We start from the raw sequence: 26,007 nt of genomic DNA on the forward strand, positions 1-26,007 counted from the left end.
GTCTCTCCTTGGTTGTCGCGGTTGTCGTCAGGCGGCGGTCAGGCTGGCCAGCGCGCGCTCGAGGCGGGCCAGGCCCTCGTCGATGTCGGCATCACTGATCACCAGGCTGGGCGCGAAGCGCACCACGTCCGGGCCGGCCTGCAGGATCATCAGGTCCTGCTGCTGGGCGGCGGCCATCACCTCGCCGGCGCGGCCCTTCCAGGCGTCGGTGAGCACCGCGCCGAGCAGCAGGCCCATGCCGCGCACGTGGCTGAACACGCCGTACTGCTCGCCCATGCGGGTCAGCTCGCGGGTGAAGCGCGCACTGCGCACGGCGACGCCTTCGAGCACCTCGGGGGTGTTGACGATGCTGATCACCGCCTCGCCCACCGCGCAGGCCAGCGGGTTGCCGCCGTAGGTGGTGCCGTGCACGCCGACACCGAAGTGCCTGGCCACCGCGTCGGTGGTCAGCATGGCGCCGATCGGGAAGCCGCCGCCCAGGCTCTTGGCACTGGTGAGGATGTCCGGGGTCACGCCGTAGTGCATGTAGGCGTACAACTGGCCGGTGCGGCCGACGCCGGTCTGCACCTCATCGAAGATCAGCAGCGCGTTGTGCTCGTCGCACAGCTGGCGTACGCCCTCCAGGTAGGCGCGGTCGGCCGGCAGGATGCCGCTCTCGCCCTGGATCGGCTCCAGCACCACCGCGCAGGTGTTGCCGGAGATCTGCGCCTTGAGCGCCTCCAGGTCGTTGTACGGCACATGGCTGATGCCCTCGATCTGCGGGCCGAAGCCTGCGGAATACTTGGGCTGGCCGGCGACGCTGACGGTGAACAGGGTGCGGCCGTGGAAGCTATTGACCGCGGAGATGATCTCGCACTTCTGCGCGCCGCCGGTGTCGTGGCCGTAGCGACGCGCCAGCTTGAACGCGGCCTCGTTGGCCTCGGCGCCGGAGTTGGCGAAGAACACGCGGTCGGCGAAGGTGGCGTCGGTGAGCAGCTTGGCCAGGCGCAGGGCCGGCTCGTTGGTGAACACGTTGGACACGTGCCAGAGCTTGCCCGCCTGCTCGCTCAGCGCCTCGACCAGCGCCGGGTGGGCATGGCCGAGCACGTTGACGGCGATGCCGCCGGTGAAGTCGACCAGCTCGCGACCGCTCTGATCCCAGACGCGGCTGCCCTCGCCTCGCACCGGGATGAAGGCGGCGGGGGCGAAAACGGGGACCATCAGCTGGTCAAAATCGGCGCGTTGCACCGGCGCGTGCGGAACGGACATCGAACTCTCCTGCCTGGGCGGCTGATCGGATGGAACTGAACGGGATTGTAGAGACAAACTCCGCGCCGGGATTGCAGCCATGCGACATCTTCGTACAGCCGAGACCCCGGGAAGCGGATCCGCGCCCGCCGGATGGCGGCGCGGTGAAGCGCGCAGTGTAAAGGCTCGGCGCGGCTACGCCAAAGCCCCCTTGCCGGGCGACCCGGTCACTCGCGCTCGCCGGCGCCCGCGGGCATCTCGGCGGCGGCGCTGCGGCGCAGGTTGCGGTCCTCGCGCGGGGTGACGCCGAAGAAGTTGCGGTAGGCGCTGGAGAAGTGCGGCCCGGAGGAAAAGCCGCAGGACAGGCCGATCTGGATGATCGAGGTGCTGGTCTGCTGCAGCAGCTGGCGCGCACGGTTCAGGCGCAGCTCCAGGTAGTACTGGCTGGGCACGCGATTGAGGAACTGCTTGAAGATGCGCTCCAGCTGGCGACGCGACACGCAGACCTGCTGGGCGATCTCGTCGGTGGTCAGCGGCTCCTCGATGTTGGCCTCCATCAGCAGCACCGCCTGGGTCAGCTTGGGGTGGGTGGCGCCCAGGCGGTTGCGCAGCGGCACGCGCTGGCGCTCGCTGCCGTCGCGGATGCGTTCGAGCACCAGCTCCTCGGCGATCGCCCCGGCCAGCTCGGCGCCGTGATCGCGCGCCAGCATCGCCAGCAGCATGTCCAGCACGGCCAGGCCGCCGCAGGCGGTCAGCCGCTCGCCGTCCCACTCGAACAGGTGGTTGCTGGCCGCCACCTGGGGGAAGCGTTCGGCGAAGTCGTCCTGCCAGCGCCAGTGCAGCGCCGCGCGATGGCCGTCGAGCAGGCCGAGCCGGGCCAGCGGATACAGGCCGGCGCCCACCGCGCCGAGCAGACTGGCGTTGCGTCCGGCCTGGCGCAGGGCGGCGTCCAGCTCGTCATCCGGAGCGGGAACCTCTTCGGCGAGCAGGAACAGGCGCTGTCCGGCCTGCAGCTGGCCGCGCCAGGGCTGGCCGGGCAGCGGCCAGGCGCCGGCCACCGGCGGCGCGGCCTGCAGGTAGCTGACCTGGTAGCCCGCCTCGGGATGCAGGCGGGCGGCCAGCTGCAGGACCTCGTCGACCAGGGTCAGGGTGAGCGGACGGACGTCCGGCCAGTAGAGAAAGGCGAGCTGTATGGGAGTCATGGACGGCAGTCTGGCCGGATTGCAGGCGCAAGGCTAGGCGGACGTTGTGGGCGGGCCGGCAATTTAACCGCTATCGCCGAAAAATGCACCAAAAAGGAGCACAAAACTCGTCCGGACGGAGCCGCCCGCCTCCATCCTCCCCGCCAGCCCCGGACCGGCACCGCCGCCGGCCACGGGGGCGCCCCAGCGGCGGCCGTCGCCCTGCGCCCGTGGCAGGCCACCAAACGCAAACGCCGCGGCAGAACGCCCCTTGCGGGGCTTCTGACGCGGCGTTGTCGCCCGCCGCAGCGCGTGCGGCGGGACCGGGCGCGGATCAGCTCGGCTGCTGCAGCTCGAGGACGTCGCTGGTGCGCGCGCGCACGCGGCGCAGCAGCTCGCCATCGGTCTCCAGGGCCTTCTCGCTGGCCTCGAAGATCTTGCCCAGGCGCTCCTGCCAGGCGGCGCTCTTGTACTGCTCGGGGAAGCAGCGCTCAATCACTTCCAGCATGACCGACACCGACACCGAGGCGCCCGGCGAGGCGCCCAGCAGCGCGGCGATGGAGCCGTCGGCAGCGGCGACGATCTCGGTACCGAACTGCAGGATGCCGCCCTTCTTGGCGTCCTTCTTGATGATCTGCACGCGCTGGCCGGCGATCTCCAGGCGCCAGTCTTCCTTCTTGGCGTCCGGGAAGAACTTGCGCAGGGCGTCGAGGCGCTGATCCTCGGACTGCAGCACTTCCTTGATCAGGTACTTGGTCAGGTCCATGTTGTCGCGCGCCACGGCCAGCATCGGACCGATGTTGTTCGGGCGGATCGACAGCGGCAGGTCGAGGAACGAGCCGGTCTTGAGGAACTTGGTGGAGAAGCCGGCGAACGGTCCGAACAGCAGCGACTTGCCGCCGTCGACCACGCGGGTGTCCAGGTGCGGCACGGACATGGGCGGCGCGCCGATGTCGGCCTGGCTGTAGACCTTGGCCTGGTGCTGCCTGACGATTTCCGGATTGTCGCAGCGCAGCCACTGGCCGCTGACCGGGAAGCCGCCGAAGCCCTTGCCTTCCTCGATGCCGGACTTCTGCAGCAGGGTCAGCGCGGCGCCGCCGGCGCCGAGGAACACGAAGCGCGCGGTCACCTCGCGGCTGCCGCCACGGGCCAGGTCGTCGACCGACAGGCGCCAGCGGCCGTCGGCGTCGCGACGCACGTCGCTGACCTTCTGGTTGTAGAGGACCTTGCAGCCCTGGCTCTGCTCGAGGTGCTGGAGGAGCTTGCGGGTCAGCGCACCGAAGTTGACGTCGGTGCCGCCCATGGCGCGGGTGGCCGCCAGCGGCTCGTCACTGGTGCGGCCCTGCATCAGCAGCGGCGCCCACTCGCCGATGACCTTGCGGTCCTCGGTGTACTCGAGGTCGTCACGGAAGCAGTGATGGGCCTTCATCGCCTCGAAGCGCTTGCGCAGGAAGGCGACGCCCTTCTCGCCGCGCACGAAGCTCATGTGCGGAACCGGGTTGATGAAGTCCTTCGGCGACTTGAAGTAACCCTGCTCGACCAGGTAGGCCCACAGCTGGCGGGACACCTCGAACATCGCGTTGATGCTCACGGCCTTGGCGATGCCGACCGAGCCGTCCGGACCTTCGGGGGTATAGTTCAGTTCGCAGAGTGCGGCATGGCCGGTTCCCGCGTTGTTCCACGGGAAGGAACTCTCGGCGGCCCCGGATTCGAGTTGCTCCAGGACTTCGATCTTGAGGCTCGGGTCGAGCTCTTTCAGCAGTACCGCGAGGGTCGCGCTCATGACGCCTGCCCCGACGAATACCAGATCCGGCTGATCACCACCAGTTTGCATCATTCATGCTCCTGAGACACAGGTTCCGCATTTTACCGCGGATCGTCTACAGAACGTACTGTAGCCCGTCCGACAAAAGTACTACACGCTCCCCGGAAGACCCCGGGCAAGGGGGCAGGCGAAGGCGGCGCAATGCTAACGATGTGCGTCGCGCAGCGCCAGTGGCAGCTTTGGTTTACGCCAAAAATCCGTCTGAGGCAGGGATTTGCGTCAACGCGGCACCAACAGGCGCCGCCCCGGCACTGGCGGTAGGACACGCCGCCCGGGCACTACAGCAGGCGGACGGACGGCAGGCCGGGCAGGCGGCGCCGACGCGGATTGTCGACACCCTGCCCCGCCGCGCCCGCCGGCGGTTACAGCACCGACTCGAACAGTTCCAGCTGCGGCGGGCCGAGGTAGATCTCGCGCGGGCTCTTGCCGGCGTTGGCGTGGGCCTTGCGGAACGACTCGGAGTGGGTCCAGGCCTCGAAGGCCGCGGCCGACTCCCACTCGGAATAGGAGGAGAACAGGGTGTACTCCTCGGTCTGCGGCCCCTTGAGCAGGTGGAAGCGCAGGAAGCCGGGCACCTCGTCGAGGTAGCTCTCGCGCTGGCGCCAGTGCTCGACGAAGGTCTCCTCGTGGCCGCGGGCGATCTTGAAGCGGTTCATGGCAAGGAACATGGGTGGCACTCCGGTGGTCGGGAAGCGGCCATTCTAGCCGGCTAGTGCTGCAGATGGCCGTACAGGCGCGCATACAGGCCGCCCTCGGCGATCAGTTGCTGGTGCTCGCCCTGCTCGGCGATGCGCCCGCCGTCGAACACCAGCACGCGGTCGGCCTGCTTCACCGCCGACAGGCGGTGGGCGATGATCAGCGTGGTGCGCCCCTTGAGGAAGCTGCCCAGCGCCTGGTGCAGGGCGTACTCGGTGGCGGCGTCCAGCGCCGAGGTGGCCTCGTCGAGGATCACCACCTTGGGTTCGGCGAGGATCATCCGCGCGATGGCCAGGCGCTGGCGCTGGCCGCCGGAGAGGCGCACGCCGGAGCGGCCGACCACGCTGTCCAGGCCCTGCGGCAGGGCGCGCACCGTGTCGGCCAGTTGGGCGATCCCCAGGGCGCGCCAGCAGTCGGCCTCGCTGCAGTCGCGGCCCATGCTCAGGTTGGCGCGCACCGTGTCGTTGAACAGCGCCGGATGCTGCAGCACCACCGCCACCTGCTCGCGCACCCGCTCCAGGCCGATCTCCTCGAGGGTCGCGCCGCCGAAGCGGATGCTCCCGGCCTGCGGCGTGTAGAGGCCGAGCAGCAACTGCACCAGGGTGCTCTTGCCACCGCCCGAGGCGCCGACGATGGCCACCTTCTCGCCCGCCGCGATGGAGAGGTCGAGGCCGTCGAGCACCGGCTCGTCGCGGTAGGCGAAGCGCAGGCCGCGCACCTCGATGCCCAGCGTGGTCTGCCCGGCGAAGGGATCGACGCCGCCGGGATGCTGCGGCTCGTCGGCGCGGGCGAGCAGCTCGTTGATCCGGCTCAGCGCGCCGCCGGCGGCGTAGTAGGCGTACTGCAGGCCGAGCAGCTGCTCGACCGGGCCGATCATGAACCACAGGTAGCTGAACACCGCGAGCATCTGGCCAATCGACAGGTCGGAGAACAGCACGGTGAGCATAGCGGCGGCGCGGAACACGTCGATGCCGAACTGGAACAGCAGGCCGCTGGCGCGGCTGGCGGCGTCGCTCTTCCACAGCGAGGCCACCGCGTAGTCGCGCACCTCGCGGGCGCGGCCGCCGAGGCGGCCGAGGAAGAAGCCCTGGCGGTTGCCGGCGCGGATCTCCTGGATCGCCTCGAGGGTCTCGCCGAGCGCCTGGGTGAAGCGCGCGGTGCTGTCGTTCTCCAGCTTCTTCAGGTGCTTGACCTTCTTGCCGAGCAGCACGGTGGCGTAGATCACCAGCGGGTTGAACAGCAGGATCAGCAGCGCCAGCTGCCAGTGCATCCAGATCAGGATCGCCGAGGTGCCGGCCAGGCTCAGCAGCGCCACCAGGAAGCGGCTCAGGGTGTCGCCGACGAACTTGTCGAGGGTGTCCAGGTCGGTGACCAGGTGCGCGGTCACCGTGCCGCTGCCGAGGCTCTCGTACTCGCCGAGGGAGATGCGCTTGAGGCGCTCGATCAGGCGCAGGCGCAGGCGGTACACCACGTCCTTGGACAGCCCGGCGAACAGCCGGGCCTGCAGCACGTTGAGCGCCAGCGCGGCGCCGCGCAGCAGCAGGGTCACCAGCAGCATCAGGCCGATGTAGCCGGCCGCCTGCTGCCAGGCCGCCGGCAGGAAACGGTCCATCACCCGCAGCGCGGCATCGCCCTGCCCCAGCAGCACCTCGTCGACCAGCAGCGGCAGCAGCAGCGGGATGGGCACGCTGCACAGGGTGGCCAGCACCGCCAGCAGGTTGGCGAGCAGCAGGGGACGGCGATGGCGCAGGGCCAGGCGGCGGATCTCCGCCCAGCCCAGCCGGTCGCCGCCGGCCGGCTCAGCCACGGGCGCGACGCTCCAGCCAGCGGCCGAGCAGCGGCGCCAGGGCGTCCAGCGGCTGGTAGCCGTTGGTCAGCAGCGCCAGCTGGCCGTTGCGCTCGGCCAGCAGGGTGGGAAAGCCGGCGATGCCGAGGTTCTGCACCCGCTCGAAATCGGCCTGGGTCGCCGCACGCTGGGCCGGGCTGTCGAAGGCCGCGGCGAAGGCGGACCGCGGCACGCCGACCGCCTCGGCCAGCTCGACCAGCAGCGCCGGCCGGGTGACGTCGCGGCCCTCGACGTAGAACGCCTGCTGGATCGCCCGCACCAGCGGCCAGACCTTGTCCGGCGCCAGGCTGCGCACCGCCACCAGGGCGCGGCTGGCCGGCTCGGTGTCGTAGACGAAGCCATCCGGCAGGGCATCCTCGAAGCGGAACGCCTGGCCGGTACGCTCGGCCACCGCGCGCCAGTGCCGAAGGATGTAGTCGCGGGTGCCGCCGTCCAGCGCCTGCGCGTTGCCCGGGCGCAGGCCGCCGGCGACCAGGTGCAGGGCCATGCCGGCTTTCTGGGCCTGGGCGGCCAGGGCGTCGAACACCGGGGCGAAGCCCCAGCACCAGGAACACATGGGGTCCATCACATAGAGCAGGCGGGCGTTCATCCGGGCTCCTGTTGGCCGGGCAGGCGCCGGCCGGTGGGGGTGCGCCCTGCGCACCGGGGTCAAATACGGGCCCTGCGGCCCGGGGGATTCGACGGGCACGACCCGGCCCCCGGCAGACTCCCTTGCTCAGAGGTTGGCGCAGTCCGCCGGGCTTGTCGAACAGCCGGCGGCGCGGCGGGCCGGCGACTCAGTGGCGGTCGTGCTTGCTGCCGCCCAGGCAGGCCGGCGAGTCCGGCGCCACGCCCAGCGCGGCCCACTCCTCGGGGGTGTAGGTATGCTGGGCCAGCGCGTGGAACTGCGGCATCAGCTCGGCGAGCGCGGCATACACCTTCTGGTGGCGCTGCACCGGGCGCAGGCCGGTGAAGGCGTCGCTGACCACCACCGCCTTGAAGTGGCTCTCCTGGCCGCGGCTGTGCATGTGGCTCTCGTTGACCACCTCCAGGTGCTGCGGTGCGAAGGCGGCGGCGAGCGCCTGGCTGATCTGTTCCTGCATCGACATGGGAATGCTCCGCAATGGTTTCGGGCGACGCCCGGGAATGCCGCCATTTTCCGCGCATCGCCCGGCCCGCTCAAGCGCAGGACTGTCGCAGCGGCTGGACGGACGGAGCGCCCCGCGGACAGTGGCCGCCTAGACTGAGGGAGCCGAGCCACCGCGGAGACCAGCCGATGAGCCGCACCGAAACCGACAGCCTGGGCCCGATCGAGGTCCCGGACGACGCCTACTGGGGCGCGCAGACCCAGCGCTCGCTGATCAACTTCGCCATCGGCAGCGAACGCATGCCGCTGGCGGTGATCCACGCCCTGGCGCTGATCAAGAAGGCCGCCGCGCGGGTCAACGCGCGCAGCGGCGCCCTGCCGGCGGACATCGCCGCGCTGATCGAGCAGGCCGCCGACGAGGTGCTGGCCGGCCAGCACGACGGCCAGTTCCCGCTGGTGGTGTGGCAGACCGGCAGCGGCACGCAGAGCAACATGAACGTCAACGAGGTGATCGCCGGGCGCGCCAACGAGCTGGCCGGCCAGGGCCGCGGCGGCAAGCAGCCGGTGCACCCCAACGACCACGTCAACCGCGCGCAGAGCTCCAACGACTGCTTCCCCACCGCCATGCACATCGCCGTGCTGCTGGCGGTGCACGCGCAGCTGCTGCCGGCGCTGCACGAGCTGCGCGACGGCATCGTCGAGCAGGCGCAGCGCCACCGCGAGCTGGTCAAGACCGGCCGCACGCACCTGATGGACGCCACGCCGATCACCTTCGGCCAGGAACTGTCGGCCTTCGTCGCCCAGCTCGAGCACGCCGACCGCGCCATCCACGCGGCACTGCCGGCGGTCGGCGAGCTGGCCCAGGGCGGCACCGCGGTGGGCACCGGGCTGAACGCGCCGCAGGGCTTCGCCGAGGCCATCGCCCGCGAGATCAGCGAGCTGTCCGAGCAGCTGTTCGTCAGCGCACCCAACAAGTTCGCCGCCCTCGCCGGCCACGAACCGCTGGTCAGCCTCTCCGGCGCGCTGAAGACCCTGGCGGTGACCCTGATGAAGCTGGCCAACGACCTGCGCCTGCTCGGCTCCGGCCCGCGCGCGGGCCTGGCCGAGGTGCGCCTGCCGGCCAACGAGCCGGGCAGCTCGATCATGCCCGGCAAGGTCAACCCGACCCAGTGCGAGGCGCTGTCGATGCTCGCCTGCCAGGTGCTCGGCAACGACGCCACCGTGTGCTTCGCCGCCAGCCAGGGCCACCTGCAGCTCAACGTGTTCAAGCCGGTGATCGTGCACAACCTGCTGCAGTCGATCCGCCTGCTCGGCGACGGCTGCCGCAACTTCAACGAGCACTGCATCCGGGGCCTGGAGCCGGATGCCGCGCGCATGGCCGAGCAGCTCGAGCGCGGCCTGATGCTGGTCACCGCGCTCAACCCGCACATCGGCTACGACAAGGCCGCGCAGATCGCCAAGAAGGCCTACGCGGAGAACACCAGCCTGCGCGAGGCGGCGCTGGCGCTGGGCTACCTCAGCAACGCCGAGTTCGACGCCTGGGTGCGCCCCGAGCGCATGCTGCAGGCCGGCGAGGAAGGCTGAGGCTCAGCCCCGGCGGCGCCCGGCGAGCAGCGACGGCGCCAGCGCCACCAGCGCCGAGCCGCCGGCCACCAGCAGCGCGCCGCCGTAGGCCAGCAGGTTGAGCTTCTCGGCCGGCACCAGCGCCGGCCACAGGCTGGCGGCCGCGGCTACCGCGCCGAGGGTGACCAGCGGGGTCAGCGACAGGGTGGCGCTGACCCGCGACGCCTCCCAGTGGGCCAGCGCCTCGGCGAAGGCGCCGTAGGCCACCAGGGTGTTCAGGCAGCAGGCCAGCAGCAGCCAGGCCTGCAGCGGGCTCAGCGCCAGCAGCTGGGCCGGCTGGGCCCAGGGCGTCAGCAGCGCCGCGCAGGCCAGGTAGATGACCATCATGATCTGCGCCGAACTCCACTGGGTCAGCAGCTGCTTCTGCGCCAGACCGTAGAACACCCAGACCAGCGCCGCGGCCAGCACGGTGAGCACGCCGAGGGTGTAGTCGCCGAGGGAGCCGAACAGCTCGCCCAGGCGCTGGTTGAAGAACAGCCCGAAGCCCAGCAGCAGCACGGCCAGCCCCACGCCCTGGACGCGGCCGAAGGACTCGCGGAACACCAGCAGGCTGGCCAGCAGCAGCATGATCGGCGCGGTCTGGATCAGCAGCTGGGTGGTGCCGGCGCTGAGGCGCTCGAGGCCCAGCAGGTAGAGCACGTAGTTGGCGGTCAGCCCGCCGATGGCCAGCGCCAGCAGGGCGCCGCCACGCCGCCCCAGCGGGCGCAGCGACGGCAGCCGGCGCGTGGCGCCGAGCCAGGCCAGCAGGATCAGCCCCGAGCTGGCCAGGCGGTACCAGGTGACGGTGACCGGGTCCATCGCCTGCAGCACCTGCTTGAGCTGGATCGGCAGGATGCCCCAGAGCACCACGGTGATCAGGGACAGGAACAGGCCGTACAGCCAGCGGCCACTGGAAACATGCATGGGAGAGTCACGCCGGGCAGGATGGGGAGGCGCCGCATTCTAGACCTGGCGCGCTCCGGGCGACAGCCGGCGGCGCCACCGGTCGCCTGCGGGCGCCACGCCGCCTGCAGCGACTAGACTTAACGAGTCCACACCCCTGCGGGAGAGTTCGTGATGATCGGCAAGCGACAGCAGGATATGGCCCCCGGCAGCTACTACCGCACGGATCGCATCAGCGCTGTCAACGGTCAGTATTTCTTCGCCACCCGCGAAGGTACGCTGGAAGGCCCCTTCTACACCCGCGTCGACGCTCAGCAGGCAGCCAACCGCTACGTAGTCCACATGAGCAACCTGCAGCGCAGGCACTGAGGCCGGCGGCTCAGCGCTTGCGCGCGAAGGCCGCCTCCAGCGCCTCGTTGAGGGTGCGCAGCACCTTGACCCGGGCGAAGCGCTTGTCGTTGGCCTCGACCAGGGTCCAGGGCGCGATCTCGGTACTGGTGCGGTCGACCATGTCGTTCACCGCATCGATGTAGTGCGCCCACTTGTCGCGGTTGCGCCAGTCGTCTTCGGTGATCTTGAAACGCTTGAACGCGGTCTGCTCGCGCTCCTTGAAGCGCTCGAGCTGGGTCTGCTGATCGATCGCCATCCAGAACTTCACCAGCACCACGCCAGCATCGGTGAGCTGCTCCTCGAAGTCGTTGATCTCGTTGTAGGCACGCAGCCAGTCGGCCGACGAGCAGTAGCCTTCGACCCGCTCGACCAGCACGCGGCCGTACCAGGAGCGGTCGAACATGGTGAAGCGGCCGCGCGCCGGGATGTGCCGCCAGAAGCGCCACAGGTAGGGCTGCGCCCGCTCCTCCTCGGTCGGCGCCGCCACCGGCACTATGTGGTACTGGCGCGGGTCCAGCGCGCCGGTCACCCGGCGGATCGCCCCGCCCTTGCCCGCCGCATCGTTGCCCTCGAACACCGCCACCAGTGCATGGCGGCGCATGCGCTTGTCGCGCAGCAGCCGCGCCAGGCGCGCCTGTTCGGCCTCCAGCTGCTGCTGGTAGCTGTCCTTGTCCAGGCTCTGGGTCATGTCCAGGCTGTCGACCAGCCCGCGATTGTCGATGCTGGCGGCGACCGGGGCGGCATGCGGCTGGCGCTTGGGGCGCTCCTGCAGTTGCAGCGCCGCCTGCAGCCCTTCAAGGAGGATGCGGCCGATGGTCAGGCTGCGGTAGCGCTCGTCGCTGCCCTCGACCACATACCAGGGCGCGTAGTCGCGGCTGGTGCGGCGCAGCACCCGCTCGCCGTAGCGCACGAAGTCGTCGTAGGTCTTCGACTGCTGCCAGTCCAGCGGGCTGATCCGCCAGCTGTGCAGCGGATCGTCCTGCAGGGTCTTCAGGCGCGCCTTCATCTGCTTCTTCGACAGGTGCAGCCAGAACTTGAAGATCAGCGCACCCTCGTCGCAGAGCATGCGCTCGAAGCGCACCGCCGTGCCGATGGCCTGGTCGAGCCGGGCATCGTCGATGCGCCCGTGCACCCGCCCCTGCAGCATCTGGCTGTACCAGTTGCCGAAGAACACGCCGGTGCGCCCCTTGGGCGGCAGGCGCCGCCAGTAGCGCCAGAACGGCGGACGCGCCAGCTCCTCGTCGGTCTGCTGGTCGAAGGTCTCGACCTGGATCAGCCGCGGGTCCATCCACTCGTTGAGCAGCTTGACCGTCTCGCCCTTGCCGGCGCCCTCGATGCCATTGAGCAGGATGATCACCGGAAAGCGCGCCTGCTGGCGCAGCTCGAGCTGCGCCTCGAGCAGCGCCTCGCGCAGCTCGGGCACGGCGGCGTCGTAGGTTTCCTTGTCGATCTGGTGGCCGATTTCGGCGGATTCGAACATGCAAGCTCTCCCTGGCGATGCGCGCAGACTAGCCGATGGGCGGGGGAGTCGCGCAAGGGGTTTGTCGGCCGCTTCCCGCCGATCGGCTAGAATACGCGCCCCACTTTTCCGCGCACCACACCGATGACCGACCAACCGCATGCCCAGCTCGACTGGGACGAACAGGGCCAGCCGCACTCGCGCACCTTCGGCGACGTCTACTTCTCCCGCGCCTCGGGGCTGGAGGAGACCCGCCACGTGTTCCTCGCCCACAACCGGCTGGCCGAGCGCTTCGCCGCCCTGCCGGCCGGCGGGCGCCTGGTGATCGGCGAGACCGGCTTCGGCACCGGCCTCAACTTCCTCTGCGCCTGGCAGCTGTTCGAGCAGACGGCACCGGCCGATGCCCGCCTGCACTTCGTCAGCGTCGAGAAGTATCCGCTGACCCGCAGCGACCTCGAGCGCGCCCTGGCCCTGTGGCCGGAGCTGGCGCCCTGGAGCAGCCAGCTGCAGGCGCAGTACCTCGCGCTGCACCCGGGCTTCCAGCGTCTGGCCTTCGCCGGCGGCCGGGTGATCCTGACCCTGCTGGTGGGCGATGTGCTCGACTGCCTGCCGCAGCTGGATGCGCGGGTCGACGCCTGGTTCCTCGACGGCTTCTCGCCGGCCAGGAATCCCGAGATGTGGACGCCGGCGCTGTTCGCCCAGCTCGCCCGGCTGTCCGCCCCCGGCGCCAGCCTGGCCACCTTCACCTGCGCCGGTTTCGTGCGCCGCGGCCTCAACGAGGCCGGTTTCGCCATGCGCAAGGTCCAGGGCTTCGGCCACAAGCGCGAGATGCTCGCCGGCGACTTCCGGGGTTCCCCCGCCGCAGCCGGCAAGCCCTGGTACGCCCGCCCGCCGCAGCCGCCGGGCAGCCGTCAGGTGCTGGTGGTCGGCGGCGGCCTGGCCGGCTGCGCCACCGCGGCCAGCCTGGCCATGCGCGGCTGGCAGGTCACCCTGCTGGAGCGCCACGGCGCACTGGCCGAGGAGGCCTCGGGCAACCCCCAGGGCGTGCTCTACCTCAAGCTTTCCGCCCACGGCACCGCCCTGTCGCAGCTGGTGGTCGGCGGCTTCGGCCATACCCGCCGCCTGCTCGAGCGCCTGCAGGCAGGCGACGACTGGAGCGCCTGCGGCGTGCTGCAGCTGGCCTTCGACGGCAAGGAAGCCGAGCGCCAGCAGCGCCTGGCCGCCGCCTTCCCGCCGGACCTGCTGCGCGCGGTGGATGCCACCGAGGCCAGCCAACTTGCCGGCCTGCCGCTGGCGCAGGGCGGCCTGTGGTTCGCCGAGGCCGGCTGGGTGCATCCGCCCGCACTGTGCCGCCTGCTCGCCGACCATCCCGCGATCCGCGTGCAGCCCCACCTCGAGGCCCTCGAACTGCGCCGGATCGACGGCCGCTGGCAGGCCTTGCAGGGCGAGTGCCTGCTGGCCGAGGCGCCGGTCGCGGTGCTGTGCACCGCCAGCGAGGTCAGCCGCTTCGCCGCCGCCGCCCACCTCAGGCTCAAGCGCATCCGCGGGCAGATCAGCCGCCTGCCGGCCACCGCAGCCAGCCGCGCGCTGAAGACCGTGCTGTGCGCCGAGGGCTACGTCGCACCGGTACGCGGCGGCGAGCATACCCTGGGCGCCAGCTTCAACTTCCAGCGCGACGACCTGGCGTTGTCGACCGAGGAGCACCTCGACAACCTCGGCATGCTCAGGCAGATCTCCCCCGTCCTGAGCGAGGCCCTGCACTGCGACCGGCTCGACCCGGCGGCCCTCGGCGGGCGCGCGGCCTTCCGCAGCACCAGCGCCGACTACCTGCCGCTGATCGGCCCGCTGGTCGACGCCAGCGCGTTCCGCGCCGCCTACGCGGCCCTGGGCAAGGACGCCAGCCGCCCCATCGATACGCCGGCGCCCTGGCTGGAAGGCCTGTACGTCAATTGCGGCCACGGCTCACGCGGCCTGATCAGTGCGCCGCTGTCCGGCGAGCTGATCGCCGCCTGGCTGGACGACGAACCGCTGCCGCTGCCGCGCCCGGTCGCCGAAGCCTGCCACCCCAGCCGCTTCCTGCTGCGCGAACTGATCCGCGGCCGCTGACGGCCGCGCCAGCGCCATACATCGCCGGAGCGACTCCCGGCGATTGCTTTTGGCCGGCCGCCCCAAGATACTCCCCACAGTACCTTGAAAGCGCCACCTACAGGAGTTCTCCATGCGCATTGCCAGTCTCGCCCTGCTCGCCACCCTCGCCGCTCCGGCCATGGCCGCCGACACCCAGCAGCTCGCCGCCGAGGGCGCCGCACTGATTCCGCCGTTCCAGCAGCAGCTGCTGGACACCGTGAAGGCAGCCATGCAGGATGGTGGCCCGGTCAAGGCCGTGGAAGCCTGCCAGCTGCTCGCACCGCAGATCGCCGCCCAGCACAGCCAGGCGCCATGGCGGGTCGGCCGTACCGCGCTGAAGGTGCGCAACCCGAACAACGCGCCGGACGCCTGGGAGCGCCAGGTGCTGGAACAGTTCGCCGCGCGTGCCGCCGCCGGCGAGCCGGTGGCCGAACTCAGGCATGCCGAGGTGGTCGATGGCGAATTCCGCCTGATGAAGGCCATCCCCACCGGCGAGCCCTGCCTGGCCTGCCACGGCAGCAAGCTCAAGCCGGAACTGGCCGCAGTGATCGATCAACGCTATCCGCAGGACCAGGCCCGCGGCTTCGCCCTCGGCGAGCTGCGCGGCGCCTTCACCCTGCGTCGAACCCTGGATACCCCGAATGAGTGACACGCCCCCCCACCAGCAGGACGCCATGCTCAAGCGCCTGGCCCGTATCGAGGGTCAAGTCCGCGGCCTGCAGGCGATGATCCGCCGCGGCGAGGACTGCGAGGCGATCGCCCAGCAATTCGCCGCGGCGCGCAAGGCACTGGACCGCGCCTACCAGGAAATGCTCGCGTGCCTGCTGGAGGAGGCGGTGCTCGATCCCGAACAGGACAGCCGCGCGACCCTCAGCCGGGTGCGCGCGATCTTCACCAAATACACCTGAACGCCCGCCAGGATCGCCCGTGAGCAGCAGGGACGCTGCGTCGCCGAGATGCCCCATGCTGATTCCCCACGACCTGCTCGAGCCCGCCACCCTGACCCGCCTGATCGAGGACTTCGTCACCCGCGAGGGCACCGACAACGGCGACGACACGCCGCTGGACACCCGCGTCGCGCGGGTGCGCCAGGCCCTGCAGCGCGGCGAGGCGATCATCGCCTTCGACCCGGACAGCCAGCAGTGCCAGTTGATGCTGCGCCGCGCCGCCCCGGTCGAATGGCTGGACTGAGCGCCGCGCCCAGCCCCTCCCCGCCTCAGCCGCGCACGCCACCCTCGTGCTCCCAGGCGCAGCGCATGCGCAGCACGCCCTCGCCCGGATGATGGCAGCCCTGTTCGCTTTCCCAGCGGAAGGTGTGGAAACCGCGCAGCTCGGTATCCAGGTGCACCACCGCACTGGACCAGTACAGTCGCCCGAGCAGGGCCTCGAACTGCTTCAGCCAGGCCACCCACTCGTATTCCACGGCACGGTAACTGGCGCCGAAATGGATCACCTGGGTCTGGTACAGGCCATCGCCCTCGAAGCGACAGAAGGAGAACATCGGCCGGCTGAGCAGCGCCAGCGCGCCGATATCCGGCAGCTCGTCGAGCATGCGCCGGTTGTGCAGCCGGCGAACGCGCCGCTCCTGCGGATCGCCGTCCGGACAGTCGCGGATGCAACCGTAAACGATGGATTCCGGATCCACACGGACACTCCTGAAATGACAGGCCCGCCTTCTATCACAGCGACCGGCGGCAGGAAAGGAACTGCGCCATGGCGGCGGAGAAAAGCCGCCAACAAACAAAAAGGGGCAGCCCGCAGGCTGCCCCTTCTTGCTTGGCTCGGTTGAGCGTGCCGCTTAGTGCGCTACCGCACCAGTGGCACCCAGGCCGGTCTGCGAACGCACGAACTGCGGGAAGAAACGCTCGCGCTCGTCGCTGGCCATCTTGGACTTGTCGGTGATCGAGAAGAACCAGATGCCGATGAAGGCAACAGCCACCGAGAACAGCGCCGGGTAGGAGTACGGGAAGATCGCCTCGGCGTTGCCCAGCACCTGCACCCAGACGGTCGGGCTGAGGATGGTCAGGACCAGCGCAGTGAACAGACCCAGTGCACCACCGATCAGCGCGCCGCGGGTGGTCAGGTTCTTCCAGTACATGGAGAGGAACAGGACCGGGAAGTTGCAGCTGGCGGCGATGGAGAAGGCCAGACCCACCATGAAGGCGATGTTCTGCTTCTCGAAGGCGATACCCAGCAGGATCGCGACCACACCCAGAGCCAGGGTGGTGCGCTTGGTCACCTTCATCTCGTCCTCTTCCTTGGCCTTGCCCTTCTTGATCACGCAGGCGTACAGGTCGTGGGACACGGCCGAGGCGCCAGCCAGGGTCAGACCGGCAACCACCGCCAGGATGGTGGCGAAGGCCACGGCGGAGATGAAGCCGAGGAACAGGTTGCCGCCGACGGCGTTGGCCAGGTGGATGGCCACCATGTTGGTGCCGCCGATGATGGCGCCAGTGGCGTCCTTGTACTCGGGGTTGGTGCTGACCAGCAGGATCGCGCCGAAGCCGATGATGAAGGTCAGGATGTAGAAGTAGCCGATGAAGCCGGTAGCGTAGAACACGCTCTTGCGGGCTTCCTTGGCGTCAGACACGGTGAAGAAGCGCATCAGGATGTGCGGCAGACCGGCGGTACCGAACATCAGGGCCAGACCCAGGGAGATCGCGGAAACCGGATCGGTCACCAGGCCGCCGGGGCTCATGATGGCCTCGCCCTTGGTGTGGATCTTCACGGCTTCGGAGAACAGGGAGCCGAAGTCGAAGCCCACGTGCTTCATCACCATCAGCGCCATGAAGCTGGCACCGGACAGCAGCAGGACCGCCTTGATGATCTGCACCCAGGTGGTGGCCAGCATGCCGCCGAACAGCACGTAGCAGACCATCAGCACGCCGACCAGGATCACCGCGACGTAGTAGTCGAGACCGAACAGCAGCTGGATCAGCTTGCCGGCACCGACCATCTGGGCGATCAGGTAGAAGGCGACCACGGTCAGCGAGCCCAGGGCCGACAGGACGCGGATCTGGGTCTGGCCGAGACGGTAGGACGCCACGTCGGAGAAGGTGAACTTGCCCAGGTTGCGCAGGCGTTCGGCCATCAGGAACAGGATCAGCGGCCAGCCGACCAGGAAGCCGATGGAGTAGATCAGGCCGTCGAAGCCGCTGGTGAACACCAGGGCGGAAATACCCAGGAAGGACGCCGCGGACATGTAGTCACCGGCGATCGCCAGGCCGTTCTGGAAGCCGGTGATGCTGCCGCCGGCGGTGTAGTAGTCGGCGGTGGAGGTGTTGCGCTTGGCCGCCCACTTGGTGATGCCCATCGTCAGGACGATGAAGATCACGAACATGGAAATGGCGGTCCAGTTGGTCGCCTGCTTCTGGACTTCGCCGGTCAGGGCTTCGCCCGCCAGCAGCATCGGGGAGGCTGCCAGCAGGGCTGCAGCGCTCAGGAAACGAGCAATCATTATTTTTGGGCCTCGTTGAGGATTTCCTGGTTGATGCGATCGAACTCGCCGTTGGCACGCTGCACGTAGACACCGGTCAGGGCGATGGCCAGGAAGATCAGGCCCAGGCCAGCCGGGATGCCCCAGGTCGTGACGGTATCCGGGCCGAGCGGAATGCCGAACACCTTCGGATCGAAGGCGATCACGAGGATGAAGGCGAAGTAGGCCACCAGCATGATCGTCGAAAGGATCCACGCGAAACGACCGCGCTTGGCGACCAGTTCCTGGAAGCGTGGGTTGGCATAGATCTGCCGGTACACGTTTTCATTGTTCATTATTAGTCTCCAACGTCTGTCGAGCCTCCCACTGGGTGGCATGTACGCTACTTTATGACCCCCACCGACGAACACCAGACGACTTTAGTCGTGCCCCAAACCCTTGATCTTGAGCGCCTGCGGCCTTGACGGAAAAAACTGGTGACAATTCGACTTTTGATTGAGATCACCTATTTGATCCATCGACGACAGCCATTTCCCAGACCTCCCGCCGCGAGCCATGCTTGCTACCAGGCGACAACCGATCTCCTTCAACCACGCGGAGGTGCACCATGCTCAAGACCATGACCTTCACCCTGATGCACTTCTGCATCGCCTTCGGCGTGGCCTATGCCCTGACCGGCAGCCTGGCCGTCGGCAGCCTGCTGGCCATCGTCGAACCGCTGTGCAACTCGGTCGGCTTCTTCCTGCACGAGAAGATCTGGCAGCGCGTGGAGCATCGGCAGACCGACAGGCAGCAATCCTCCGCAGCGCGCTGGCAGCACCGGCACGCCTGAGCAGCGCTGCATGTTCCGCGCAGCCTGTTACAGAACGTGCACGCCTCTGGCGCACGGGCGGGGCGATCTTTAATATCCGCGGCTTCGCCTATCGCCCCGTGCCACCATGACCGCCCGATCGCGCTGCCTCCCGCTGTACTGCCTGTCCCTGCTGTTCACCCTGATCGCCCTCGCCGGCCTGTGGTACGGCCTTGGCCGCGAGCAGCCGCTGCCCGACCCGCAACTGGCCAGCGGCAAGCTGCAATGCGCGTCCTACAGCCCGTTCGACCACGACCAGTCGCCGTTCAACAAGCCGCTGAACATCCGCCGCGAGCGCGTCGAGGCCGACGTCGCCCTGCTCGCCGAGCGCTTCGACTGCCTGCGCACCTACTCGGTGACCGGCCTCGACTACCTGCCCGACCTGGCCCGCCAACATGGCCTCAAGCTGATGATCGGCGCCTGGGTCAGCCGCGAACCCAAGGCGACCCGCCGCGAGATCGAGCGGGTGATCCGCATGGCCAACGCCCACCCGGACGTGGTGAGCGCGGTGATCGTCGGCAACGAGGCGCTGCTGCGCCGCGAGATCAGCGCCAGCCGCCTGACCGCGCTGATCGAGGAGGTGAAGTCGCGCGTCGAGCAGCCGGTGACCTACGCCGACGTCTGGGAGTTCTGGGAGCGCCACCCGGAGATCGCCCCGGCGGTGGATTTCATCACCATCCACCTGCTGCCCTACTGGGAGGACGATCCCACCGGTATCGACGGCGCACTGGCGCAGGTCAGGCGCATACACGACGAGTTCGAGGAAAGATATGCGCCCAAGCCGATCTTCATCGGCGAGACCGGCTGGCCGAGCGAAGGCCGCCAGCGCGAGGATGCACGCCCCAGCCGGGTCAACGAGGCGCGATTCATGCGCGGCGTGATCGACATGGCCGAGCAGAACGGCTGGCAGTACAACCTGATCGAGGCCTTCGACCAGCCCTGGAAGCGCATCAGCGAAGGGACCGTCGGCGGCTACTGGGGACTGTTCGACGCCCACCGCAACGACAAGGGCGTGCTGGCCGGACCGGTATCCAACCTGCCGGACTGGCAGTACTGGCTGGGCCTGAGCATCCTGCTGCTGGGCGGCGGCCTGCTGCTGGGCGGCGCTCCGCTCGCCCGGCCATCCGCCTGGCAACTGCCGCTGGCCACCGGCATCGCCGCCGCCGTCATCACCCTGTGGGCCGAGCAGATGCGCCTGGACAGCCGCCATCCGGGCGAGTGGCTGTGGCACGGAGCCCTGCTCCTGCTGAGCCTGCTGAGCGCCGCGCGCGGGCTGCTGCACCTCAACCCGCCGGCGGCAGGCTGGCGCGCACGATTGGCCACCTGGCTGGCGAGCCGCTCCAGCACGCTGCTGCTGGCCATTGCGCTGGCCGGCGCCTGGCTGATGATGGCCCAGGTGTTCGACCCCCGCTATCGCAGCTTCCCCACCTTCGCCATGCTGCTGCCGGCATTGAGCTTCTTCCTCTGGCCATCGCGCGGACCGCGCGACGAACTCGGCCTGCTCGCCGTGCTGATCGGCATCGGCCTGCCGATCATGCTCTGGCAGGAAACCCTGCTCAACATCCAGGCCGCGGGCTGGGGACTGGTCGGCCTGCTGCTGGTCGCCGTGCTGTGGCGCAGCCGCCAGCCGTCGGGCATGCCCAGCCTGCCGGAACTGCCGGCGCGCGCCTGAGTCGCCCGCCCGCGCCGCGGAAAGCCCGGCCGCTCGGTCCGGCAGGACATGCCCAGCCCGGACTGTGCCGGGCTGGGCTGGGGCGGCGAAGGCGTCAGCGGCTGCCTACCCGATTCTCCAGCAGGCGCGGCCAGAAGTCGTCGATCAGCTTGCCGACCTCCTCGCGCGGCGCCTGGTAGCCGAACATGTCGGCACTCAGTCGCGCCGCCTGCACGCTGCCGCCCTCCGCCTCCAGCGCCTGACGCGCCCTGGCGTTCGGCGTCTGGTAGTAGGTGGCCCGGGCAATGCGGGCGGAAACCTCGGGGCGCAGCATGTAGCGGATGAAGGCCTGCGCCTCCTCGGGGTTCTTTGCGGCGGCAGGAATCGCCAGGATGTCGACGAACACCAGGCTGCCCTCCTCCGGCACCATGAACTTCACCGGCAGCCCCTTGGCCGCAGCGGCCAGGGCATCGCCGGTCCAGGCCATGCTCACACAGAGCTTGCCGCTGCCCAGATCGTCGACGTAGCGGCTGCTGTCGATGTAGCGGTAATGCGGGCGCAACCGCCCGAGCTGCTCCAGCACCCGCGAGACATAGGCCTCGCCGGCCGTTCCGAGGCTGCGCCCCTGGTAGTTGGCCAGCAGGCTGGTCACGTCGTTGGCCGAATCAAGCAGGGTCACCCCGCAGGCGGACAACCTGGCCAGCAGGGCCTTGTCGAAGACCAGCCCCCAGGTATTGGGCACCGGGCCGCCCAGCGCGGCCTCGGCCTGCGGCACGTTCACCGCCAGGCCGATGCTGCCCCACAGGTAGGGCACGCCGTACTCGTGGGTCGGATCATGGCCGGCCACGCGCGCCATGATCAGCGGCTCGAGCGCCTCGAACCCCGGCAGACTGGCCGCCGCGTAGGGCCGCAGCAATCCCTCCCTGATCAGCTTGCCGAAGTTGTCCGTGGAGGGCACCACGACATCCAGGGCCTCGCCCTGCTTCAGCAGCGCGTAGACTTCCTGATCGCTGTCGTAGGTCCGGTAATTGACTTCGATCCCCGTTTCCCGGGTGAAATCCGCCAGCACCGCAGGATCGATGTAGTCGTTCCAGTTGGCGACATTCAGGGGCTGGGCGTGGACGGGGGACAGCGCGAACGCCAGCAGCGGCGCCATGATCCATTTCTTCACGGTGCGAGATCCATTCGGTGGGTAGATAGCGTTGTGGTCGCCCGCCGCGGTTTCCCCTGGCGCAGCGACAGCCATGGACGGCCCTCAGAAGAGCGCGCGAATCACAGGGCCTTTTCTCGCGAAAGCCAGCGTGCACGCGCTCCCGCCGACGGACGAAAAGCACGGAAAGGACAGGCCGCCCACGACCGGGGAGGAAAGCTTTCCCCGCAAAATGAAAAAGCCCCGGAAGCCGAAGCTTCCGGGGCCTGAATATGGCGGGGAGATAGGGATTTGAACCCTAGGTACCCTCGCGGATACAACGGATTTCGAATCCGTCCCGTTCGACCACTCCGGCATCTCCCCCAAGTCGGCGCACATGATACCAGCTAGAATCCGTTTGGCGAAGCCCCCTCGAGAGTTTTTTTCGCGCCGGATCAGCAACTTGCGCGCCGCGGCGATGCTCAGCGGGTCAGCCGGGTCAGCGCCTCGCGGTACTTGTCGGCGGTCTTCTGCGCCACCTCGACGGGCACCGCCGGGGCCGGCGGCTGCTTGTTCCAGCCGGTGGACTCCAGCCAGTCGCGCACGAACTGCTTGTCGAAGCTCGGCGGATTGCTGCCTTCGGCGTAGCTGTCGGCCGGCCAGAAGCGGCTGGAGTCGGGGGTCAGCGCCTCGTCCATCAGGGTCAGGGTGCCGTCCTCGTCGAGGCCGAACTCGAACTTGGTGTCGGCGATGATGATGCCGCGGGTCGCGGCGTACTCGACCGCCGCGCTGTACAGGGCGATGGCGGTGTCGCGCACCTTGGCGGCCAGCTCGGCGCCGATGATCGCCTCGCACTGGGCGAAGGAGATGTTCTCGTCGTGATCGCCGACGGCGGCCTTGGTCGAGGGGGTGAAGATCGGCTGCGGCAGCTTGGCCGCCTCCTTGAGGCCGGCCGGCAGGGCGATGCCGCAGACGGTGCCGCTCTTCTGGTACTCCTTCCAGCCGGAGCCGACCAGGTAGCCGCGCACGATGGCCTCCACCGGCACCGGCTTGAGGCGCTTGGCGACCACCGCGCGGCCCTCCACCAGCGGCAGCTCGGCCGCCGGCACCACGTCCTCGACCCGGTCGCCGGTGAAGTGGTTGGGCACCAGGCCCTTGAGCTTGTCGAACCAGAAGTTGGAGATGGCGGTGAGGATCTTGCCCTTCTCCGGGATCGGCTGCTCGAGGATGACGTCGAAGGCCGAGAGACGATCGGTGGCCACCATCAGCATGCGCTTGTCGTCGATTTCGTAGAGGTCGCGGACCTTGCCCGAGTAGATCTTCTTCAGGCTCAGAGTGGTGGGTGTGCTCATAGCGGCATTTCCGTTTCTGGTAAGCAAGACAGGCGAAACCCGAGGGGTTTCGCCTGTCGCGGTGGATGGCTGGAGCCCGAAGGCCCTGCTCAGCCGAGTTTATCCTGGATCAGCTCCAGCACGCGGCGCGCCACGTCGGCCGGTGCCACGGCGTCGATGCCCTTGTCTACCGACACCTGCACGCTGCCGCCGACGCTGGTCAGGCGTACCTGATAGCGCTCGGCACGCGCCTCGATGTCCTCGGCCTCGTCCTTGCCGCCGAGCAGACGAGAGAAGAAGCCCGGCTCCTCGTCCGGCTGCTTCGCTTCCTCCGCAAGGTTGATGTAGTAGACGCCGAGACTGCGGTTCATGTCGTCGACGCGCACGTCGGCATCCTGCAGCGCCCGGCCGACGGCCGACCAGGCGCGATCGAAGTCGCTGGCCAGGGTCAGCAGCGGGTTGCCGCTGCCGTCCTGTCCCAGACTGACGCGCGCAGGGGCGTCGAAGCTGCGATCGGCCAGCAGCGATACGCTGCCACCCGGCGCATCGCCGGCGGAGGCGATCTCGCCGGCACGCAGGGCGCGCGGACGCGGCACCTCGAACTTGCCCTCGGCGCTCGGCGTCGGCACCGCGGCCGGCACCGGCAACAGCGGCTCGAGGGGGCGCGCCTGGACATCCGGCGGCAGCTGCATCGGCGCCGCCTCGCGGGCCGTCAGGTAATCGCTGCCGCGATCACGGAAGTAGCCGTTGTCGCCCCAGATCCAGCCGCATCCGCTGCTGGCAGCGATACTCAGGGCGAGCGCGGAAAATCCGGCCAGTCGCTTCATGCGTGTTCTCTCTCCGTCGGGTCAGGCCAGCACGCCGGCCTGGCGCATGGCCTGGCGCAGCGGCTCCTGGCAGCCCTGGCTGAGCCAGGTCAGGGGCAGGCGGATGCCTTCGGGAATCAGGCCCATTTCGTGCAGGGCGAACTTCACCGGAATCGGGTTGGCCTCGCAGAACAGCTTCTGGTGCAGCGGCATCAGGCGTTCGTTGATGGCACGGGCGGCTTCGGCCTCGCCACGCATGGCCAGGGCGCACAGCTCGCTCATCGCGCGCGGGGCGACGTTGGCGGTCACCGAGATGTTGCCCTTGGCGCCCATCAGCATCAGCTCGACGGCGGTGGCGTCGTCACCGGAGAAGGTCAGGAAGCCGGAGGCGACCTTGTCCAGCACTTCCTTGCCGCGGACCAGGTCGCCGGTGGCTTCCTTGACGCCGATGATGTTCGGCACTTCGGAGAGACGGGCGATGGTGTCCGGCAGCATGTCGCAGGCGGTACGCCCCGGCACGTTGTAGAGGATCTGCGGGATGGCCACCGCTTCGGCGATGGCCTTGTGGTGCAGGTACAGGCCTTCCTGGGTCGGCTTGTTGTAGTACGGGGTCACCAGCAGGCAGGCGTCGGCACCGGCCTCCTTGGCGGCGGCGGTCAGCTCGATGGCCTCGCGGGTGGAGTTGGCGCCGGTGCCGGCGATCACCGGGATGCGCCCGGCGACCTGCTTGACCACATGACGGATCACCGCCACGTGCTCCTCGACGTCCAGCGTCGCGGACTCACCCGTGGTGCCGACCGCGACTATGGCGTTGGTGCCTTCCCGGAGTTGAAAATCGACCAGCTGGGTCAGGCTGTCCCAATCCAGACGGCCCTGTGCATCCATGGGCGTGACCAGTGCCACCATACTGCCCGCAATCATGCAACCACTCCTGCCGCTATATAAAGAAAGGCGTAATGTTACTGGCGCCACCGGCCTTGCACAAGCTGGCGGCGGCGGGCCGGCCATTCCCCTGGTCGGCGCTTTTCGCTACCCTTCCCGCCTTTGCCGGCAGCCGTTCTGCCGCCACTTCTTTGCTCCAGGAATCCTGCATGTCGACCATTCCACCCCGTGAACAGTTTCTCGTGATCAGCGCCCTGGGAGCCTCGCCCATGGAGCTCACCAGCGTACTCTGTCGCGCCGCCCAGGAAAGCCGCTGCAACGTGGTCAGCAGCCGCCTGACCCGCCACGGCGAGTACAGCGCCCTGGTGCTGCAGCTCAGCGGCAGCTGGGACGGCCTGGCGCGCCTGGAAGCCGGCCTCGGCGCCCTGGCCAAGCGCCACAAGTTCAGCCTCAACGTGATCCGCAGCGCCGCCGCCGTGGAGCGGCCCAACGCCCTGCCCTACGTGGTCTACGTCAGCGCCGCCTATCGTCCGGACATCCTCGGCGAGCTGTGCCAGTTCTTCAGCGACCACCGCGTCGAGCTGGAAAACATCACCTGCGACACCTACCAGGCACCGCAGACCGGCGCCCTGCTGCTCAACGCCACCATCACCGTGACCCTGCCGCCGGGCACCCAGATCAGCTGGCTGCGCGACCAGTTCCTCGACTTCGCCGACGCCCTCAACCTCGACGCCCTGATCGAGCCGTGGCGCCCGCAGAACCCGTAACCCCATGCGTCCAAGGAGAGCCCCATGCCCGTAGCCATCGATTCGCCCGTCGCCGACTTCCAGGTCCAGGCCACCAGCGGCCAGCAGGTCGTGCTCAGCGCGCTGCGCGGCAAGCAGGTGGTGCTGTACTTCTACCCCAAGGACAGCACCCCGGGCTGCACCACCGAAGGGCAGAACTTCCGCGACCGCCACGCCGAGTTCGCCACCGCCGGCACGCTGGTGTTCGGCGTATCGCGTGACGGCCTGAGGTCGCACGAGAACTTCAAGTGCAAGCAGGAGTTCCCCTTCGAGCTGATCTCCGATGCCGACGAGCAGCTGTGCCAGCTGTTCGAGGTGATCAAGCCGAAGAAGCTGTACGGTAAGGAGTACCTGGGCATCGAGCGCAGCACCTTCCTCATCGACCGCGATGGCGTGCTGCGCCAGGAATGGCGCGGCGTGAAAGTGCCGGGCCACGTCGACACCGTGCTGGCCGCCGCCCGGGCGCTGAACGCCGGCTGACGCAGCGGGCCGGCCGGGGCCGTCAGGCCTTGCGCAGCCAGTAACGGAAGCAGCCGCCCTCCTCTTCCTCGCGCAGCAGCGCGTGACCGGCCAGCCGCGCGAAGGCACGGAAATCGCGCTGCGAGCCGGCATCGGTGGCGGTCACCTTGAGCACCGCGCCGCTGGGCAGGCGGTTGAGTTCCAGCTTGGCCTTGAGCAGCGGCAGCGGGCAGCTCAGGCCGCTGGCGTCCAGCTCGGCGTCATGAGCCGGCACCGGCCCGCAGGGTTCGCTCATCGTCACTCTCCGCAAATGCCACGCAGCATACCCAAGCCGGCGCATCACTGGCCAGCCGGGC

General features: G+C 69.1%; 27 protein-coding genes and 1 tRNA gene. 10 read left to right on the forward strand and 18 right to left on the reverse strand.

Translation table 11 applies throughout. The features are described 5' to 3' along the window. Positions 1–27 precede the first annotated feature (27 nt). The 7 genes from SK095_RS09720 to SK095_RS09750 all read right to left on the reverse strand — a co-directional run bounded on the left by SK095_RS09720 (position 28) and on the right by SK095_RS09750 (position 7,863). Positions 28–1,248, reverse strand: coding sequence for an aspartate aminotransferase family protein (locus tag SK095_RS09720; protein WP_320548725.1), 1,221 nt, complete (start codon positions 1,246–1,248; stop codon positions 28–30). Between the two features lie 206 nt (positions 1,249–1,454). Next, a complete protein-coding gene (locus tag SK095_RS09725; protein WP_136489872.1) occupies positions 1,455–2,429 on the reverse strand; it encodes a GlxA family transcriptional regulator in 975 nt (324 codons plus the stop codon). A gap of 313 nt (positions 2,430–2,742) precedes the next feature. After that, positions 2,743–4,245 carry a malate dehydrogenase (quinone) gene (gene mqo, locus SK095_RS09730; protein ID WP_320548726.1) on the reverse strand — a complete coding sequence of 501 codons (1,503 nt, stop codon included), beginning with the start codon at positions 4,243–4,245 and terminating at the stop codon, positions 2,743–2,745. Positions 4,246–4,595: 350 nt separating this feature from the next. After that, positions 4,596–4,901 (reverse strand): antibiotic biosynthesis monooxygenase family protein, encoded by a 306-nt coding sequence (locus tag SK095_RS09735; RefSeq protein ID WP_201485625.1) that lies wholly within the window; start codon positions 4,899–4,901, stop codon positions 4,596–4,598. Between the two features lie 41 nt (positions 4,902–4,942). Then, entirely contained in the window at positions 4,943–6,736 is a 1,794-nt protein-coding gene (locus SK095_RS09740) for an ABC transporter ATP-binding protein (RefSeq protein ID WP_320548727.1), read from the reverse strand. Beyond that, positions 6,729–7,364, reverse strand: a complete 636-nt coding sequence (locus SK095_RS09745; protein WP_320548728.1) for a DsbA family protein — start codon at positions 7,362–7,364, stop codon at positions 6,729–6,731. The genes SK095_RS09740 and SK095_RS09745 overlap by 8 nt, the downstream gene beginning before the upstream one ends. A gap of 187 nt (positions 7,365–7,551) precedes the next feature. Further along, positions 7,552–7,863: a BolA family protein gene (locus SK095_RS09750; protein ID WP_136489867.1), complete on the reverse strand. Its 312-nt coding sequence runs from the start codon at positions 7,861–7,863 to the stop codon at positions 7,552–7,554. Between the two features lie 167 nt (positions 7,864–8,030). Between SK095_RS09750 and SK095_RS09755 the strand changes: the two genes are divergently transcribed. Then, complete coding sequence (locus tag SK095_RS09755) at positions 8,031–9,425, forward strand: class II fumarate hydratase (RefSeq protein WP_320548729.1); 1,395 nt, start codon at positions 8,031–8,033, stop codon at positions 9,423–9,425. A gap of 3 nt (positions 9,426–9,428) precedes the next feature. Here the strand turns inward: SK095_RS09755 and SK095_RS09760 are convergent, their stop codons facing one another. Beyond that, positions 9,429–10,367, reverse strand: coding sequence for a DMT family transporter (locus tag SK095_RS09760; protein WP_320548730.1), 939 nt, complete (start codon positions 10,365–10,367; stop codon positions 9,429–9,431). Between the two features lie 153 nt (positions 10,368–10,520). Between SK095_RS09760 and SK095_RS09765 the strand changes: the two genes are divergently transcribed. After that, on the forward strand, positions 10,521–10,715 hold the full coding sequence (locus SK095_RS09765) for a DUF6316 family protein (protein ID WP_136489864.1): 195 nt from the start codon (positions 10,521–10,523) through the stop codon (positions 10,713–10,715). A 10-nt stretch (positions 10,716–10,725) separates the two neighbouring features. Here SK095_RS09765 and pap read toward each other — a convergent pair whose 3' ends face one another. Beyond that, complete coding sequence (pap, locus tag SK095_RS09770) at positions 10,726–12,216, reverse strand: polyphosphate:AMP phosphotransferase (protein ID WP_320548731.1); 1,491 nt, start codon at positions 12,214–12,216, stop codon at positions 10,726–10,728. Positions 12,217–12,339: 123 nt separating this feature from the next. On the opposite strand from pap, the gene mnmC reads away from it, so the two are divergent. The 4 genes from mnmC (at position 12,340) to SK095_RS09790 (ending at position 15,513) form a co-directional block, all read left to right on the forward strand. Beyond that, entirely contained in the window at positions 12,340–14,301 is a 1,962-nt protein-coding gene (gene mnmC / locus SK095_RS09775; RefSeq protein WP_320548732.1) for a bifunctional tRNA (5-methylaminomethyl-2-thiouridine)(34)-methyltransferase MnmD/FAD-dependent 5-carboxymethylaminomethyl-2-thiouridine(34) oxidoreductase MnmC, read from the forward strand. Positions 14,302–14,413: 112 nt separating this feature from the next. Then, on the forward strand, positions 14,414–14,971 hold the full coding sequence (locus SK095_RS09780) for a DUF3365 domain-containing protein (RefSeq protein ID WP_136489861.1): 558 nt from the start codon (positions 14,414–14,416) through the stop codon (positions 14,969–14,971). After that, on the forward strand, positions 14,964–15,230 hold the full coding sequence (locus SK095_RS09785; protein ID WP_136489860.1) for a metal-sensing transcriptional repressor: 267 nt from the start codon (positions 14,964–14,966) through the stop codon (positions 15,228–15,230). Before SK095_RS09780 ends, SK095_RS09785 begins: the two co-directional genes overlap by 8 nt. Before the next feature lie 55 nt (positions 15,231–15,285). Further along, positions 15,286–15,513, forward strand: a complete 228-nt coding sequence (locus SK095_RS09790; protein ID WP_320548733.1) for a YheU family protein — start codon at positions 15,286–15,288, stop codon at positions 15,511–15,513. A gap of 25 nt (positions 15,514–15,538) precedes the next feature. On the opposite strand, the gene SK095_RS09795 is transcribed toward SK095_RS09790, so the two are convergent. From SK095_RS09795 to SK095_RS09805, 3 genes are all read right to left on the reverse strand, one after another. Beyond that, entirely contained in the window at positions 15,539–15,967 is a 429-nt protein-coding gene (locus SK095_RS09795; RefSeq protein ID WP_136489858.1) for a hypothetical protein, read from the reverse strand. A gap of 153 nt (positions 15,968–16,120) precedes the next feature. After that, positions 16,121–17,779 carry a cation acetate symporter gene (locus SK095_RS09800; protein WP_136489857.1) on the reverse strand — a complete coding sequence of 553 codons (1,659 nt, stop codon included), beginning with the start codon at positions 17,777–17,779 and terminating at the stop codon, positions 16,121–16,123. Then, positions 17,779–18,093 (reverse strand): DUF485 domain-containing protein, encoded by a 315-nt coding sequence (locus SK095_RS09805; RefSeq protein ID WP_168772511.1) that lies wholly within the window; start codon positions 18,091–18,093, stop codon positions 17,779–17,781. Before SK095_RS09805 ends, SK095_RS09800 begins: the two co-directional genes overlap by 1 nt. A 272-nt stretch (positions 18,094–18,365) precedes the next feature. On the opposite strand from SK095_RS09805, the gene SK095_RS09810 reads away from it, so the two are divergent. Together SK095_RS09810 and SK095_RS09815 are read left to right on the forward strand one after the other, a co-directional pair. Further along, complete coding sequence (locus SK095_RS09810) at positions 18,366–18,590, forward strand: DUF2061 domain-containing protein (protein WP_136489856.1); 225 nt, start codon at positions 18,366–18,368, stop codon at positions 18,588–18,590. A gap of 106 nt (positions 18,591–18,696) precedes the next feature. Then, a complete protein-coding gene (locus SK095_RS09815; RefSeq protein ID WP_320548734.1) occupies positions 18,697–20,280 on the forward strand; it encodes a beta (1-6) glucans synthase in 1,584 nt (527 codons plus the stop codon). Between the two features lie 94 nt (positions 20,281–20,374). On the opposite strand, the gene SK095_RS09820 is transcribed toward SK095_RS09815, so the two are convergent. The 5 genes from SK095_RS09820 to dapA all read right to left on the reverse strand — a co-directional run bounded on the left by SK095_RS09820 (position 20,375) and on the right by dapA (position 24,446). Next, positions 20,375–21,430 carry an extracellular solute-binding protein gene (locus SK095_RS09820; RefSeq protein ID WP_320548735.1) on the reverse strand — a complete coding sequence of 352 codons (1,056 nt, stop codon included), beginning with the start codon at positions 21,428–21,430 and terminating at the stop codon, positions 20,375–20,377. Between the two features lie 252 nt (positions 21,431–21,682). After that, positions 21,683–21,772: transfer RNA gene (locus tag SK095_RS09825), tRNA-Ser, on the reverse strand. Positions 21,773–21,870: 98 nt separating this feature from the next. Continuing rightward, complete coding sequence (locus tag SK095_RS09830; RefSeq protein WP_136489853.1) at positions 21,871–22,740, reverse strand: phosphoribosylaminoimidazolesuccinocarboxamide synthase; 870 nt, start codon at positions 22,738–22,740, stop codon at positions 21,871–21,873. 89 nt (positions 22,741–22,829) lie between these two features. After that, positions 22,830–23,546 (reverse strand): outer membrane protein assembly factor BamC, encoded by a 717-nt coding sequence (gene bamC, locus SK095_RS09835; RefSeq protein WP_136489852.1) that lies wholly within the window; start codon positions 23,544–23,546, stop codon positions 22,830–22,832. A 21-nt stretch (positions 23,547–23,567) separates the two neighbouring features. Continuing rightward, on the reverse strand, positions 23,568–24,446 hold the full coding sequence (gene dapA, locus SK095_RS09840) for a 4-hydroxy-tetrahydrodipicolinate synthase (RefSeq protein WP_136489851.1): 879 nt from the start codon (positions 24,444–24,446) through the stop codon (positions 23,568–23,570). 170 nt (positions 24,447–24,616) lie between these two features. On the opposite strand from dapA, the gene SK095_RS09845 reads away from it, so the two are divergent. Next, positions 24,617–25,174 (forward strand): glycine cleavage system protein R, encoded by a 558-nt coding sequence (locus SK095_RS09845; protein ID WP_136489850.1) that lies wholly within the window; start codon positions 24,617–24,619, stop codon positions 25,172–25,174. Positions 25,175–25,198: 24 nt separating this feature from the next. Next, the gene (locus tag SK095_RS09850; RefSeq protein WP_320548736.1) at positions 25,199–25,672 is read left to right on the forward strand and encodes a peroxiredoxin; all 474 of its coding nucleotides are present in this window, start codon (positions 25,199–25,201) and stop codon (positions 25,670–25,672) included. A 22-nt stretch (positions 25,673–25,694) separates the two neighbouring features. Here SK095_RS09850 and SK095_RS09855 read toward each other — a convergent pair whose 3' ends face one another. Continuing rightward, positions 25,695–25,946 carry a sulfurtransferase TusA family protein gene (locus tag SK095_RS09855; RefSeq protein ID WP_136489848.1) on the reverse strand — a complete coding sequence of 84 codons (252 nt, stop codon included), beginning with the start codon at positions 25,944–25,946 and terminating at the stop codon, positions 25,695–25,697. Positions 25,947–26,007: the final 61 nt, after the last annotated feature.

The sequence above is a fragment of the Pseudomonas sp. AN-1 genome (genome assembly GCF_034057115.1).
Taxonomy (GTDB): domain Bacteria; phylum Pseudomonadota; class Gammaproteobacteria; order Pseudomonadales; family Pseudomonadaceae; genus Geopseudomonas.